Below are 14,518 nucleotides of genomic sequence, written 5' to 3' on the forward strand. Positions count from 1 at the left end.
ACTTCCGGGATGACTGCATCGAACGGTCCGAGCTTTGTTTCGCTCAGCACGCGCCCCTTGAATATAGTGCCGATCACCGACTCGTTGATCAGCGTTTCATCTTTGTCCAGCATGCCACGAAAGTACAGTTGCGCAACCCTGCCGGCCGTGCCCGAGCCGGTTGGGGAGCGATCGACTTCACGGTCGGCGAAGACGCAGCAGTTCGCCTGCGTGGAGCCCGCGTGCCGCGGTTGATTGGCGATGATCGTGCCGTAGATGTGATTCAGCTCCGGAATCTCGGGATGTACCACCTTGACCGCCGCATTGGCAGCAGCCTTTACTTCGGCGCCGAATTGAATCAGTTTGTCGATGGCTGATTCGCGAATGAGCAGGTCGAAAGGAGCGCCGTCGGCGTAAAAATAGAACGCTCCGCCAAAGGCGATGTCGCCGGTAACGCTCCCGAACGAGGGTGTCTCCACGGTGACGTCACGCTGCCAGATGAACGAGGGCACATTCACGAAGCGTACGTTGCCGGCATGGTTTCCATCCCATTGCACGAACGCCTCGATGAAACCACACGGGGCATCTATTCCCACGCGTGTTTCCGGCGAAGTCCGTTCGATCCAGCCCAGTTCCACCGCCGCTGTCGCGAGGCCGATCACGCCATGGCCGCAATGATCGCTGTAGCCTTCGTTGTGCACGAAGATCACGCCAAAATCGGCGTTTTCACTGACGGGCTCCGTGAGGTAACCGCCGTACATGTCGGCGTGACCGCGTGGCTCGAACATGAGCGCGCGGCGAATGTGGTCAGCGTGCTCCTTCAGCCAGGCGCGACGCGCGACGATAGTCTTTCCCGGCATCTTCGGCAGACCGCTCGTGACGATCCGAAACGCCTCGCCACCGGTATGAACCTCGACCGTGCTGATTGATTTCGTGATTTTCATTTCAATTCCAGGTGCATCACTGGCCGTACGCAACCGGCAAGCCGTTCTTGATGACATACACGGTCGTGGGCGCACCCTTCAGGTCGCCTTTCGCGTCGAAGGAATAGGTTCCTGCGATGCCCTTGTAGTCCGTCTTCGCCAGTTGCGCGGTCAACTTTGCTTTGTCCGTGGTCGTGCCGGCCTTCACCATTGCGTCGGCAAGCAGCATCATGCCGTCGTAGTAGCTGACAGCGTAGACCTGCGTATCGGTGTGATACGTGTCTTTATAGCGCTTGAGGAAATCGCGGCCCGCAGCCGTCTTCTCGAGCGACGTGCCGCCTTGCGCGCAATACACGATCGATGCATCCTCACCCGCCACCTTGCCCATATCGGCAGAGCAGATGCCGTCGCCGCCGAGCAGCTTCGCCCGGAGTCCGCGCTGGCGCATCTGCTTGGCCATCGGCGCGCCCTGCGCTGCGTATCCGCCGAAGAAGATCACGTCAGGATTCTTGGCCTTGATGGTGGTCAGGATGCCGAGGAAATCGGTCGCGCTGGAGTTGGTGTACTCGTTGCCGACGATCTTGATGCCGTGCGCCTTTGCCACGCTTGCGAACTGTTCCGCGACGCCTTGGCCGTAAGCCGTGCGGTCGTCGACGATTGCAGCGGTCTTCGCCTTCAGTGTTTTGGCAGCGAACTCGCCCATGGTGCCGCCGAGCTGCTCGTCGCTCGCGCCAATGCGAAAGATGTTGTTGAAGCCCTGTGTAGTCAGGGCAGGGTTCGATGCGACCGGGAGCATCGGGATGCCGGCGGAATGGTAGATCTGCGATGCCGGAATGGCGACGCCCGAGTTGTACGGTCCAAGGACGGCAACCACACCGCTGTCGGCGAGCTTTTGGGCGATCTGGACACCAATCTTGGGATCGGCCTGGTCATCTTCCGAATCCAGTTTGAACGTCACTTTCTTCCCCGCGACGACGACGCCTTTCTTGTTCAAATCCTCTACTGCGAGCCGCGCGCCGTTTTCGTTGTCCTTTCCGTTGACGGCCTGTGGGCCGGTGAGTGGCGCCGAATGACCAATCGTCACGACTTCTTGCGCGTGGACGCCAGCATTGGCAAAAGCCGCCGAAGCGACCAGGAAACTTGCGACAGCTTTTTTCATTGGGTAATCTCCGAGGTCGACTATACTGGTGCTAAATATAGGCCAAAATTGGTTCTCTAATCAACCATTCAAAATATTTGGGCTGGTTTTGGTCTTCCCCGTGACCACGTTTGGTGAGATTGAAGATGGCAGCCATTCACGCTGAGCTCGACGGCTCGTCGTTCCGCCCACGGCAAATCTACGAACAAGTGTCCGAGCGAATTCGCGACGAGATTGCTGCGGGCCGATTCCTGCCAGACTCGCGGCTGCCATCGGAGCGGGATCTCGCGGCGTTGTTTGGTGTCGGACGTCCGGCCGTTCGCGAGGCGATCGGCGCGCTGCAGAATGAAGGGCTTGTTGTCACGAAGCGCAACTCGGGGACGTTCGTCTGCGGTGACGCCATTTATCGCTTGTCACATCGGGCAGCAGATACCGGAACGGCCGATTTCAGTCCCAGTTCAACGCTCGATGTGCGGATGGTCCTGGAACCGGCCGTAGCCCGGCGCGCGGCTGCGCGCGCACAGCGCGACCCGATGGCCGAGCAGTATCTCAGCCAGATGGAAAACATCTACGACATCGACGACCCTGCGCAGCGCGCGCTATGGAATAGCAGCGACCGCTTGTTTCATCGGCAACTGGCGGTGATGACCGGCGATGCGTTGATGGTCAAGATTGCAGATGAAGTGGCCAGTTCGATGGACCAGCCGTTGTGGAAGCGTCTGAAAGACGAGGGTATTTACGACGCGGGCCGGATTCGTCTTTACGTGGCTGAACATCGGTTGATCTACGAGGCCGTGGTTCAGGGCGATGCGGATGCCGCGGCTTTCTACGTTGAACAGCATATCAAGCGTGTGGAACGCGATATCGCGCCAAAGTAGACGTCGATCTGGACGCAAAGACCGGAGGGCTGAGGCTGCTTATCCCGCCTCAGCGCCCGCGTACCGTTTCAACGAGCGTTCTCCACGGGCTGTTGGCTCTTTTGCGCGCGGTCCAGCGATGATTCGGCAAAGCCACAGCAAGCCAGGGTTCGCTATGCCCGACGAAGCGTCGAACATGGAATCGAGACGGCGCCTCAAAAAGATCAAGATACGCGCGTCGATAATGCTCAACCATCGCCGCTTCCTGATAGTACGTCTCCATCCACTGCCGCGAGGTCGCGCCCAGTTCCGCGCGTAACGCACGATCCCACAGCAGTTCACGCAGAGGACCTTCGGCCTCTTCCAGCCGTACATCGATCCAGGGCAGCTCAAGCGCACCCGTCATGGCCCTCAACTGCGACTGAACGCGATTGTCCAGATGACCCAGCGTGGGTTTCCCCTGTGACAACGCCTCCAGCCCGCTCAAGTGATAATTGCCGGTCACGCATTCATCGATGGCAATCGCCGCTTGTTGCTTCGCCCGCAAACACGCGTCGTGCGGTGTATCGACAATCAATTGAAGCTTGCATAAGCCCTTACGCTCCAGCTTGCGCAGCAGCTTGAGCGTCTGCGGAACGCCTTTGGTTTCCCAGCGCGTTTTCCACGCAGATGACCGGCCGCTCGGAGAAAACGTGACGACCGGCATGCCGTCCGTATTGCTGCGGCTCTCCGGACCGGGCAGGTAACGGGGATCGTTCAGCGGGATCACATTGGGAACCACCCGGGCCAACGGGTAATAGCGCTCAGGACCCTGCGCAATAACGAGTTGCGGCACGTCCTCATAGACGATCCGCTGGACCAGCCCGGCGTCGCCCTTGGCCCAGAGATCCGGGGCCGAATGGTATTGCTTGATGATTTTTTTCTTGCCGAATCGCTGATGAAAATTCGGACCGAATGTGTCGTCGAATGAGAAGAACTGATGAACGTGAATGACGTCCGCATTGGCAATGACGTCGAGCGCCTGCTGCTGCTGAGTTTTCCAGTCGATATCGACAGCGAAGGTTCGGCTGCGATATGCGCTGCTATTGAAAACTATATGGCGCGCCTGGACGTCGGTGAGCCGGTTAAGTGCCGAAACAATGTTGCCAGGACTTCCGGCAACCGGCGTATTGGAAATATGAACGACCTTCATTGCGCGATACCGCGCCAGGTAAGGTCAACCGCCTTTGGCCGCGGATTATTCCTGTTCAAGAGTTGCATGAGCCAGTGAGTGCCAGTCGTCCTTTTCGATAATGTCGCTCCCAAGCGCGCTCTGCGCCGAGAGGTTCACCACGCGTATGCCGCGACGGCTTAACAGCGGGGCAGCGTGGCGAAACGACGGTTCTATGAACGAATGAAAATCTCCGTCCAGCGCGCTAGGCTGCATGTTTTCTCTGGTTTCGTAGAAGCGCGGCGTATGTGCTGCGTTCAGCAAATCGAGCCCATGCATAAAGATTGTCTTGAACCCGAGGGACGTGAGCACTTGTAAGCCCGTGTAGGCCACGGTACGGCCATCGAATATGCCCCGCCTGATATTGAAACTGAAACCCAGCGCAGGTTCTTCGTCAAACAGCACGAGATCCGTACTCGCATGCGTAGCAAGGAGTTCGTGTTTTAGTAATGCACGCTTGCGAGCGGGATATTGAATATCTTCAATGAGAAATACTCGGCAGCGAAACTTGGATAACGGAAAGTATTGCGCGATGTACCATAGAACTAACGGGGTCGCAAATAACGTCAGCTTTTGCTGAACCACGCGTGCCACCAGGTCAGGGCGCTTTCGGACAAATCCGGCATCGACGATGCAATAATATTCAAACCGGACCGGATGTTTATCTTGTAAAGCGATTGCGCCGTTAACTCCCATGACGTTATGGAGATCAAGCGCACCATAATCAATGTCATTGACCGATGGGCCCGTGGCAATCAAATGGCAATCACCTGTTTGAGAGCCGAGCAGGTCATCTGGATTCTCCACCAGCAAATCATGGCCTTCAATCGACATCTGTTTCAGAAAGCCGCGTGAATCCCGCTTAATGGACACACCGTGCCACAAGCGCTCGTTATGTCGAAACGCACTTGAATGGGACCAACGATAAGCAAGTTTGAAAAACGTGCTGGACAGACGTTGCGCCGGCTTGGGCCATGTATAAGCGTTAGCTATCGAGATCTCGCTTGCGGCGGATTGCGATGGCCTTATCTGGTCTACCGAAATCATAGAGCGCATCACTCCAGAAATGCGACGGGAAAATGAAGCGCCCGACTGGGTGACGAGTAGTCTAATTAAACGTCCTCCTTTCTGCGTTACAGTCGATCCCACAACAGTTACACTTTGTTACGAGTTCATTAAGGTTCGTTTAACTTAATGGGGGGACGGTGATCGTGATTTACTTGGCGGTAACGCACTGAGGGAAGGTGGGCTGCGGGAAGTAAGATTGTTTAATAAGAACGTAAGAAATATGTCGGCAAGGTTTGAGGGTTGTCAGGCCATGCTATTGGGTATTGAAACGGTCACATCAGATTTTGCGAAGTGGACTTGGACATTTGAGGGAACGGATACCTCCCATTCTTCCACCAGCCGGCACCGCGCGCATACGCGCCGCCCGCCTCGCGCGGCATAATCACACGTTCAGACCTGCCAACATCTTCATTTCCACGATGGTCCGCGGGGAAGAAGCCCGCCGACAAAAATCTTATGACCGAGCCACTTATCAAGCCACGTATCGACCCATTCCACGAATTCGACTGGCGCTGGAAACCATTCGACGACCTGAGCGCACTCGACGTCTACACCATGCTTGCCGCGCGCAGCGAGGTGTTCGTGGTGGAGCAGCATTGCGTGTACGGGGACGTCGATGGACAGGATGCCGACGCTTGGCATTTGCTTGTATATCGACGTTCGACGGATGCACGGCCGACCCTTACCGGTTATTTGCGAGTCCTGCTTCCGAACTCGGCAGACAGCACGAAAGGAACAGAAGAGTCCGATATCCGCATTGGCCGCGTGCTGACCACAGCCGGTTTTCGCGGTATCGGGTTGGGCCAGGCGATGCTCGAACGCACGCTGGAATTTATCCGTGAACAATGGCCCGGCCAGCCAATACGCTTGCATGCACAAGCGCGATTACAGCGCTTTTATGCGGGCTTTGGCTTCGAGCCAATCTCCGATGTTCACGTGGAAGACGACATTCCGCACATCTGGATGCGCCGAACATAGAGACTCTGCGAAAGAACTCAGGACTCGGTCGAGTCGATCACGCGGCGCAAATCGTGCGTGATCGTATCGATAGAGTCGCTCTCGGTGGCGAGCAGGCGCGCGTGGCCGTGGGTATCGAAGATATACACGGCCGAACTATGCGTGACGTCATACGCGCCGGAAGGATCGCGTTTCTCCATCTGGTAAGCCACCCGATAGCGCTTGGCAATGCTTTCGATCGCCCCGTCCGTGCCGGTCAGGCCAACCGCGTGCTGCGCGTCGAACGCGCGTACGTAGTCATGCAGCGCAGCCGCGGTATCGCGGGCGGGATCGACGGTAATAAACACAATGCGCGTGTTTTTCGCGTCGGGTCCAAGTTGCTGCATGACTTGAATCAGCCGGGCCATGGTCTCCGGACACACGTCCGGGCAGTGCGTATAGCCAAAGTAGACCAGCGTGGTCTGGCCCAGGAACGACTGGCCGGTGACGGGTTTGCCGGTATCGTCGGTGAGCTTGAAGTCCAGGTCGGGCAGATGGCCGCTGACATCGGTCAGCTTCCAGGGCGTTGTATCTGGGTGGGAGCACGCAGCAAGGCCCGCGCTCAGGATCAGGGCGGTGAATAATGCGGCGGGTACGGTGAGTACGGCGGCGAACCGGCCCTTGGATTGAAAACTGAACCAGGAAGACATTTTGCGACTCGGACGAGGGTAGGGTGCATCAAGGTAGCAACGCGGACGGGTGATCAAAAAATCTGTCCGCGAGGCCATCCGGGTGCCGACTCTATCTCAGAATAGAAGCTTACGCCGCGCGTACAGCCGCGCCGGTATGTGGCCGAGGCGTTATGCCGCACGCCTGCAAAATAAGGCTGAAAGGGCGCCGAAGCAGGTTCGAAAGCTGCGTGAGGTGATAAGCGAGTGATAAGCAGACGTAGCACCGGGTGTTGGCTTGCGGCATGAGCGTGCACGACGAGTCCAACGCCGCTTTCCCAGATGGGGTTACAAAGCGCGGTAACATGCGCACACTTTTCCGGTCTTTCTCCGGCTGAAAGGCAGATATAGATGCAAAACCTCCCAGACAATTTTCCGCTTGCCACCACCGCTTTTTTCTTCGATTTCGACGGCACGCTCGTCGAACTTGCACCCACGCCGGACGGCATCACCGTGCAGCCGGCCGTGCCAACCATCCTGAGCGCATTGCGTCGCGCGACCAACGGCGCGGTGGCGATCGTGTCTGGACGCGGGATTGACAGCATCGACTCGTTTCTTTCAATGCCCGGCCTGCCCGTGGCGGGTTTGCACGGCGCCGAGCGGCGCGACTCGAACGGGGATGTGTTGCGGGTTGGTTTCAACGACGAGCGCTTGCTGCGCATGGAACACGTGCTCGAAGGCGCGGTGACGGCCAATCCGGGCATGCTGCTGGAAATCAAGGGCGCGGCCCTTGCGCTGCATTACCGCAATGCGCCGGAGCGCGGCGCGGCGGCGCGCGAGGTGACCGAGAAACTCGTCGCCCAATACGCCGATGCCTACGTGCTGCAGCCCGGCAAGATGGTCTACGAAATCAAGCCGAAGGACGTCGATAAAGGCCGTGCAGTGCGAGCTTTCCTCAATGAGCCGCCGTTCGCGGGCCGCCGGCCGGTGTTTATCGGCGACGATCTGACGGACGAGAAGGGCTTCGCCGTGGTGAACGAGCGTAACGGCGTCTCGATCAAGGTTGGCGCCGGCGACACGCTCGCGCATTCACGCGTGGAATCGGTTGGCGCGCTGCTCGAATGGCTGGAGAGGATCGCGGGAATTCAAAGTTCTACAGGAACGCGTTCGTGAGCAGGCTGATCATCGTTTCGAACCGGGTCGCGCCAATCTCCGAAGGCGGTCCGGCGGCGGGCGGCTTGGCGGTCGGTGTCTACGACGCGCTCAAGGAAACCGGCGGTATGTGGTTCGGCTGGAGCGGCGACGTGGTCGCCGAGCCACCCGAAGGCATCACGCTGGAAGAGCGTGGACGCGTGACGTTCGCGACCATCGGCTTGGCGCAACGCGATTATGACCAGTACTACCGCGGCTTTTCGAACGCCACGTTGTGGCCGGCGTTTCACTACCGGCCAGATCTGATCCAGTTCGACCGCGATGAATTCGATGGTTATTGCCGCGTGAACCGCTGGCTCGCCAAACAACTGGCGCCGCTGCTGAAACCTGACGACGTCATCTGGGTCCACGACTATCACCTGATCCCGTTCGCCCAGGCGTTGCGCGATGAGGGCGTGACGAACCGCATCGGTTTTTTCCTGCACATTCCGTTTCCGGCGGCGCAGGTTCTGCTCAGCGTGCCGCGGCATCGCGTGCTGGTCGAGGCGCTGTGTTCCTTCGACCTGCTCGGTTTCCAGACAGCGCCCGATCTGCGTGCGTTTTGCGATTACATCGAGACGGAGGCGAATGGCTCGGTGGTACGCATTAGTGGCGAGCCGAATGCGGTGAGCGCGTTTGGCAAGACCTTGCGGGCGGCGGCTTATCCGATCGGCGTTTATCCCGATGAGATTGCCTCGCTCGCCAAAGACGGCGAAAGCGGGCGCGAAGTGCAGACCGTCAAGACGACGCTGCGCGATCGCAAGCTGATCATGAGCGTCGATCGGCTTGATTATTCGAAGGGGCTGGTCGAGCGTTTTCGTGCGTTCGAAAAGCTGCTGGAACATCAGCCGGCGCAACGCAACAACGTCTCGTTCGTGCAGATCGCGCCACCCACACGCGCCGATATGGACACGTATCGCGACATCCGGTTGCAGCTCGAAGGGGAATCGGGGCGTATCAACGGGCGCTATGCGGAGCTCGACTGGACGCCGATCCGCTATATTCATCGGCAATATGAGCGGCCTGTGCTCGCCGCGTTGTTTCGCGCGTCGCATGTGGGCTTCGTCACGCCGTTGCGCGATGGCATGAACCTGGTCGCGAAGGAATACGTGGCGGCGCAGGATCCCGACGATCCCGGCGTGCTCGTCCTGTCGCAATTCGCGGGCGCGGCGCAAGAATTAAACGGTGCGCTGATCGTGAATCCGCTCGATATCGACGGCATGGCGGACGCACTGGCCACTGCGCTCGCGATGCCGCTGAACGAGCGAAAGGTCCGTTACACGGACATGTTCGCCCAGCTTCGCGAGAACAACGTTTCGGTATGGCGCGATAATTTCATGCGCGATCTGCAGGCGTAAAAAATTTGCGGGCGTAAAAAAGCCGCTTCGGTCTGACGAATCCGAAGCGGCTTTTTTTCGTTCGAGTCGCGATGAAGCAAGCTCAGGTCGATTCAGCCTTCGCCGCCAGTTGTTGCGAGGGCATGGTCGCCGGGGGCAACTTGCCGTGCTGCTTGGACAGCAGTTCCCGATACAAGCCCGGCCGGTTACGCAACTGATCCGGCGAACCATCGTCGATCACCTTGCCGGCGCTCATCACGATAATCCGGTCAAAGCCTTGCAACGTGGACAATCGGTGCGCAATTGCGATCACCGTGCGTCCGACCATCAGCCGGTCGAGTGCCTGCTGAATGGCTTCTTCCGACGAACTATCGAGCGCCGATGTCGCTTCGTCGAGCAGCAGAATAGGCGCGTTTTTCAGGATCGCCCGCGCAATGGCAATGCGCTGACGCTGTCCGCCCGATAACTTCACACCACGATCGCCCACGATGGTGTCGAATCCTTCCGGCATCGCGTCGATGAAATCCGAGCAGCGCGCCTCGCGGGCGGCGGCGAGCACTTCTTCGCGCGACGCGTCCGGCCGGCCGTACGCAATGTTCTCGTACACGGTCCGGTGAAATAGCGAAATGTCCTGCGGCACGAGCGCAATCGACATCCGCAGGCTGTCCTGCGTGATCAGCGAGATATCCTGTCCGTCGACCTTGATGGAGCCGCCTTGCGGTTCATAGAAGCGTTGCAACAGCGCGAGCACCGTGGATTTCCCGGCGCCCGACTTGCCGATCAGCCCGACACGCTGACCCGGCTCGATGTGCAGGTTGAATTTATCGAGAATCGGCCGGCGGCGCGGGTACGCGAACGTGACTTCCTCGAAGTCCACCCGCCCGCCTTGAGGCACGAGCTCCGTTGCGTCGGACCGATCGGGCATGCCGTGTGGTTCCAGCAGTGTTTGCACGGCTTCCGCCAGACGCGCGACGTGCTGCGTGACATCCACGAGGGCGACCGCGAGATCGCGTGTGCCGTGGAGAATCGTGAAACCGAGTGAACTGACCAGCACGATATCGCCGGACGTTGCTCGCCCCTTCGACCACAGCCACAACGCCCAGCCAAGCAGTCCAGCAGAGAGAATCGCGGTCACAACAGCGTGGAACAGCCGCAGCTTCTCGAGATACAGCAAGCTTTGCTGACGCGCGACCATTTCGGCCTTGACCGTCGAGCCAAAGCGTTTTTGCTCGCGAAACGTCATACCAAATGCACGCACGAGCGCCATGTTGCCGATCACGTCAACCAGTTCGCCGTCAACAGATGCCGCTTTCGTGGCAAACGTGTGATGCCGTGCCGAGCCGCGTCCAGCGAGCCGGTACAGCACCAGCGCGAGAATGGCCGACGCGAGCATCAGACAGCCGGCCATCAGCGGATTCACCGCGACGATCATCACAATGGCGCCAACGACCGCGATGCATGGCGGCAATACGTTCCACGCCATGGTGTTTTCGGCGGTATAGATCGCATTGGATGTCGCCGTGATCCGGCTCGCGAGCATGCCGGGCTGTTTCTCCGAGAAGTACGTCGGAGAATGGCCGCTGAGGTAGGAGAACAGGTCGCGCCGCAGGTCGCCCGTCACCACGACGAACGCGTGCGCGCCGACCCAGCCGCCGACGCGCCACAGCATGTTGTCGGCGGCGATCAGGCCGACCAGGATCATGAAGGCGGCCCAAAGCGGGCCGGGATGGCCGCGGCCCTGGCCCAGCACGTCGATCAGATGTTTGATCGCGTACTGTGAGGCGAGCGCGCAGCCGACAGCGGACAGCACACTGACCAGCACGATGGTGTGTGCGACCGGGTGCCGGCGGATGTAACGGAACAGGAAGGCCAACGGGCGATTTGCATAGCTCGCAAGCTTCGCGTTGTGTACGTTACGCTGGGAGACAGTGAGTTGGTCCAATGGTCGTTTTCGTTCGAGTAGAGCGGTTGAGCGCGATGCTTCGCCGAGGGTCGCCAAGCACGGCGCTTCTGGCCAGCGTGGCAATGACGTGCCAATGGCGTGCAGCACCGATGCTGAATTGTAGCGAGTGTAGCGAGCCAAATCGTCTCGCATAATGCTTTCCGTGCCGCAACTTCATCAGTTGACGCTGATTTTCAGCAAACGTGCGTCGTCTGAATCGGGCAATCAATGCCTGCTGGTGACGCGTCGTGCACCTTTCACGGTCCGCCCGGTGCTGTCGCGGTACTTCGACATGAACTAGCTTCAACTGGAAATTCAACTGGAAACTTCGCCCTTGGCAGGGTGAAAGCACGTCGCGGTCCCGCTACCTGCAGAGCGGTGCTAATGGCAAATCCGGCGGCGGCCATTACGTCACAGCGCGTCACAGCGTCGGCGGATTTGGAGGAACTCGCAGCGCTTTCGCATCTAAAGCGTGGCTGCGATCGATTTGGACGATGAGTTGCGTCCATGTGGTCAGCGTAGAACAGCCTTGATAAACAAGGGTTTGCAAAGTGTATCGACGGTGTAACAACCTAAATAAGTTGAAATGTAAGGTTGGAAACCTTGTAAAAACCGGGATACTGCACCCCGGGTTTCCCCTTAGGCGTTTTGACAGGTTGTTGTAGGTTCCGGTCAACGGCTCCGCAGGTTGTGCGTTTATGGCTGGGTGCGTTGCATTTACGAGATGGAATCGATCTTGCTCTGCCTGATCACGCTCTGAACCAGACGCCCGGTACCCATAGCAGCAGCAACACCCAAGCAAACAGCGAAGCATCGCGATTTTTTCTCGTGCTATCGGCCATTTCGCTGGAGACACCAGCACCGTGCCGAATCCGGGTAGGGCGATTCGCTCGATTAAACGACCGATGCCAAGCGCATCAATTTTTGCCTGACATTATTAGGAGTTTCCGACATGCGAATCGCTCAAATCGCGCCTCTTCACGAAGCCGTCCCCCCAAAGTTCTACGGCGGCACGGAGCGTGTGGTGTCCTATCTGACCGAAGCGCTGGTTGAAGCCGGTCATGACGTCACTTTGTTCGCGAGCGGTGATTCGCAAACGTCGGCGAAGCTCGAAGCCTTCTGGCCGCAGGCGCTGCGCCTCGACCCGACCATCCGCGACACGATGGCGCCCCATATGCTGTTGCTGGAAGAAGTCCGCCGTCGCGCTGACGAATTTGATGTATTGCACTTTCACATCGACTATTACCCGTTCTCGCTGTTCTCGCGCCAGCCGGTGCCGTTCCTGACGACCATGCACGGTCGTCTCGACCTGCCGGAACTGCAGCCGATCTTCAGCACGTTCAACGAAGCGCCGGTTGTCTCGATCTCCGACAACCAGCGTCAGCCGTTGCCGCAAGCCAACTGGCTCTCGACTGTTTATCACGGCCTGCCGGAAAACCTGCTCACGCCGATCCCGAATGTTGAACCGGGCTACCTCGCGTTCCTCGGCCGTATTTCGCCAGAAAAGCGTGTCGATCGGGCAATCCGCATTGCTGGCGCAGCGGGCATGAAGATCAAGATCGCGGCAAAAATCGATAACGCCGATCGCGCGTATTACGAAGAGCAGATCAAGCCGTTGTTCGCGCTGCCGCATGTTGAGTACATTGGTGAGATCAACGAGCAGCAGAAGACCGAATTCCTCGGCAACGCGCACGCGTTGCTGTTCCCGATCGACTGGCCGGAGCCGTTTGGCCTGGTGATGATCGAAGCCATGGCTTGCGGCACGCCTGTGATCGCGTTCAACCGTGGTTCGGTGCCGGAAGTGATCGAAAACGGCGTGTCGGGTTTTGTCGTGGAAGACGAATTGAGCGCGATCGCTGCCGTGAAGCGCCTCGACACGCTGCCGCGCGCCAAAGTGCGTCAGGCGTTCGAAACGCGTTTTTCATCGAAAGTCATGGCCGCGCGCTATGTGCAGACGTACGAAGAACTGCTGCGCGCCAAGCGTCGTACCGTTCTGCGCGAAGTTAACGCGGGCTGATTTTTGAGTTCGATTGCGATCTTGCGAACGCCGCCTGATCGCTAACTTCCCGCTAGCTTGCTGATTGAGCGAAAACAACGCCCCGTGCGCCGTCAGGCGCGCGGGGCGTTGTTGTTTTGACACACTGCGGGGGCAAGCTTCACGCGTTATCGTCGGGTTGAGCCTGCCGGGCCGATGCCGTTTTCGACATTCTCCCTATAATGTGCGGGCCTCGTGAAATGCAGTGCAGCATCTGCGCGAACGTGTGGACAGGTGTGGAAGTCTCTTGAAAATCGCATCGCGCGACGGGAGGAACTTACCGCGCTTGCCGGACTAATAAGGACAGTTGTGAACAGGAGCGAAGTTTTGGCGAGAACGAAGCAGAGTAGCGCGAGCCCGGCACCCGGTGCTGGCACTGTGTTCGCGCTGCGGGCGATCGGACTCGTGCTGGCCGCGCGCTGGTTACTGTCGATGTCGCAGATGGGCTACCTCTCTTCAATGCGTGCGATGACTTCGTCGCCGTGGGCCTGCGTGACACTCGTCCTCTTGTTCCTGCTGCTGTTCCTTCCGGGTGCCCGGGCGCGCGCGGAACGGCCGCTGCATCCGCTGCCGCAATGGTTGCGGCAAGCGTTGCGGCTGCTCGCGCTGCTGAGTTTTCTGTTCGCGGTGTGGTCGGTCGGGTTCTTTACGTGGACCGCCGGCTGGAAAAATGCCGTGCACGCACTGGGCGAAACCAATGGTTGGCTGCTCGTGGCGCCCGCGCTTTATGCCGTGGTGCTGTGGATTTGCCGGCCGCGCGCGCTGTGGCGCACGAATATCGCTGCGCGCCGGTTTGCTATTGGCCGTTATGCCATTTCCATCGATACCACCACGCGTACCGCAGTCGTCTGGGCCGAAAGCCGCAAACTGGGTCAGTACGATGCGCGCGAGTTATCGGTGAAATGGCCTGAAGGGACGGTCGAAGCCACGGCTTCCGAAAATGGATCCGCTGGCTTGGGAGGCATCGCTACCGCCGTCGCCGTTGTGCCGAAGAAGCGCGGTTTGTTCGGCCGCGATGCGCGTCCCAAGATGGAATTGCTGTGGGATTCACCCGCCGCCGCCGGACATAATCGCAAAACTGTCTTTCGCACTGCGCTGGCGAGCGAAGGCGACCGCAACACGGCGCGCGCGCTGGATATGTCGTTGCGCCAGAGTTCAAGCGTCGCGGCTTGAGTACGCGGGCGCGCGGTAAGCGGGTTGGGATCTGCTTCAGTCAGCGTCGGGCGGTGACCAA

Annotated in this window: 12 protein-coding genes; 6 read left to right on the top strand and 6 right to left on the bottom strand. The window is 59.1% G+C overall.

The window, feature by feature from the left end:
- The coding region (lhpH, locus tag JWR14_RS14460; protein ID WP_299707804.1) for a trans-3-hydroxy-L-proline dehydratase at positions 1-923 on the bottom strand (923 nt) is incomplete at its 3' end.
- 16 nt (positions 924-939) lie between these two features.
- Entirely contained in the window at positions 940-2,061 is a 1,122-nt protein-coding gene (locus tag JWR14_RS14465; protein WP_299707806.1) for a branched-chain amino acid ABC transporter substrate-binding protein, read from the bottom strand.
- A 125-nt stretch (positions 2,062-2,186) separates the two neighbouring features.
- Here JWR14_RS14465 and JWR14_RS14470 point away from each other — a divergent pair, with 125 nt between their 5' ends.
- The gene (locus JWR14_RS14470; RefSeq protein WP_299707808.1) at positions 2,187-2,918 is read left to right on the top strand and encodes a GntR family transcriptional regulator; all 732 of its coding nucleotides are present in this window, start codon (positions 2,187-2,189) and stop codon (positions 2,916-2,918) included.
- Between the two features lie 49 nt (positions 2,919-2,967).
- Here the strand turns inward: JWR14_RS14470 and JWR14_RS14475 are convergent, their stop codons facing one another.
- Positions 2,968-4,089 (bottom strand): hypothetical protein, encoded by a 1,122-nt coding sequence (locus JWR14_RS14475; RefSeq protein ID WP_299707811.1) that lies wholly within the window; start codon positions 4,087-4,089, stop codon positions 2,968-2,970.
- Between the two features lie 45 nt (positions 4,090-4,134).
- A complete protein-coding gene (locus JWR14_RS14480) occupies positions 4,135-5,154 on the bottom strand; it encodes a hypothetical protein (protein WP_299707813.1) in 1,020 nt (339 codons plus the stop codon).
- A 477-nt stretch (positions 5,155-5,631) separates the two neighbouring features.
- Here JWR14_RS14480 and JWR14_RS14485 point away from each other — a divergent pair, with 477 nt between their 5' ends.
- Positions 5,632-6,153 (top strand): GNAT family N-acetyltransferase, encoded by a 522-nt coding sequence (locus JWR14_RS14485; RefSeq protein WP_299707815.1) that lies wholly within the window; start codon positions 5,632-5,634, stop codon positions 6,151-6,153.
- Between the two features lie 17 nt (positions 6,154-6,170).
- On the opposite strand, the gene JWR14_RS14490 is transcribed toward JWR14_RS14485, so the two are convergent.
- Positions 6,171-6,821, bottom strand: coding sequence for an SCO family protein (locus JWR14_RS14490; protein WP_299707817.1), 651 nt, complete (start codon positions 6,819-6,821; stop codon positions 6,171-6,173).
- A 369-nt stretch (positions 6,822-7,190) separates the two neighbouring features.
- Between JWR14_RS14490 and otsB the strand changes: the two genes are divergently transcribed.
- Positions 7,191-7,952 carry a trehalose-phosphatase gene (otsB, locus tag JWR14_RS14495; RefSeq protein ID WP_299707819.1) on the top strand — a complete coding sequence of 254 codons (762 nt, stop codon included), beginning with the start codon at positions 7,191-7,193 and terminating at the stop codon, positions 7,950-7,952.
- Positions 7,949-9,328 carry an alpha,alpha-trehalose-phosphate synthase (UDP-forming) gene (gene otsA, locus JWR14_RS14500; protein WP_299707821.1) on the top strand — a complete coding sequence of 460 codons (1,380 nt, stop codon included), beginning with the start codon at positions 7,949-7,951 and terminating at the stop codon, positions 9,326-9,328. Before otsB ends, otsA begins: the two co-directional genes overlap by 4 nt.
- A gap of 82 nt (positions 9,329-9,410) precedes the next feature.
- Here the strand turns inward: otsA and JWR14_RS14505 are convergent, their stop codons facing one another.
- On the bottom strand, positions 9,411-11,249 hold the full coding sequence (locus JWR14_RS14505) for an ABC transporter ATP-binding protein (protein ID WP_158935129.1): 1,839 nt from the start codon (positions 11,247-11,249) through the stop codon (positions 9,411-9,413).
- A gap of 952 nt (positions 11,250-12,201) precedes the next feature.
- On the opposite strand from JWR14_RS14505, the gene JWR14_RS14510 reads away from it, so the two are divergent.
- Together JWR14_RS14510 and JWR14_RS14515 are read left to right on the top strand one after the other, a co-directional pair.
- Positions 12,202-13,266 carry a glycosyltransferase family 4 protein gene (locus tag JWR14_RS14510; protein WP_299707827.1) on the top strand — a complete coding sequence of 355 codons (1,065 nt, stop codon included), beginning with the start codon at positions 12,202-12,204 and terminating at the stop codon, positions 13,264-13,266.
- A 345-nt stretch (positions 13,267-13,611) separates the two neighbouring features.
- Positions 13,612-14,457, top strand: a complete 846-nt coding sequence (locus tag JWR14_RS14515; RefSeq protein ID WP_299707829.1) for a hypothetical protein — start codon at positions 13,612-13,614, stop codon at positions 14,455-14,457.
- Positions 14,458-14,518 lie beyond the last annotated feature (61 nt).

The sequence above is a fragment of the Caballeronia sp. genome (genome assembly GCF_028292365.1).
GTDB lineage: Bacteria > Pseudomonadota > Gammaproteobacteria > Burkholderiales > Burkholderiaceae > Caballeronia.

Bases quoted from the DNA above. Each gene is read 5' to 3' on its own strand.
- JWR14_RS14480 (WP_299707813.1), bottom strand. From the start codon at position 5,154: ATGATTTCGGTAGACCAGATAAGGCCATCGCAATCCGCCGCAAGCGAG.
- JWR14_RS14470 (WP_299707808.1), top strand. From the start codon at position 2,187: ATGGCAGCCATTCACGCTGAGCTCGACGGCTCGTCGTTCCGCCCACGG.
- JWR14_RS14475 (WP_299707811.1), bottom strand. From the start codon at position 4,089: ATGAAGGTCGTTCATATTTCCAATACGCCGGTTGCCGGAAGTCCTGGC.
- JWR14_RS14485 (WP_299707815.1), top strand. From the start codon at position 5,632: ATGACCGAGCCACTTATCAAGCCACGTATCGACCCATTCCACGAATTC.
- JWR14_RS14510 (WP_299707827.1), top strand. From the start codon at position 12,202: ATGCGAATCGCTCAAATCGCGCCTCTTCACGAAGCCGTCCCCCCAAAG.
- JWR14_RS14465 (WP_299707806.1), bottom strand. From the start codon at position 2,061: ATGAAAAAAGCTGTCGCAAGTTTCCTGGTCGCTTCGGCGGCTTTTGCC.
- otsB (WP_299707819.1), top strand. From the start codon at position 7,191: ATGCAAAACCTCCCAGACAATTTTCCGCTTGCCACCACCGCTTTTTTC.
- JWR14_RS14490 (WP_299707817.1), bottom strand. From the start codon at position 6,821: ATGTCTTCCTGGTTCAGTTTTCAATCCAAGGGCCGGTTCGCCGCCGTA.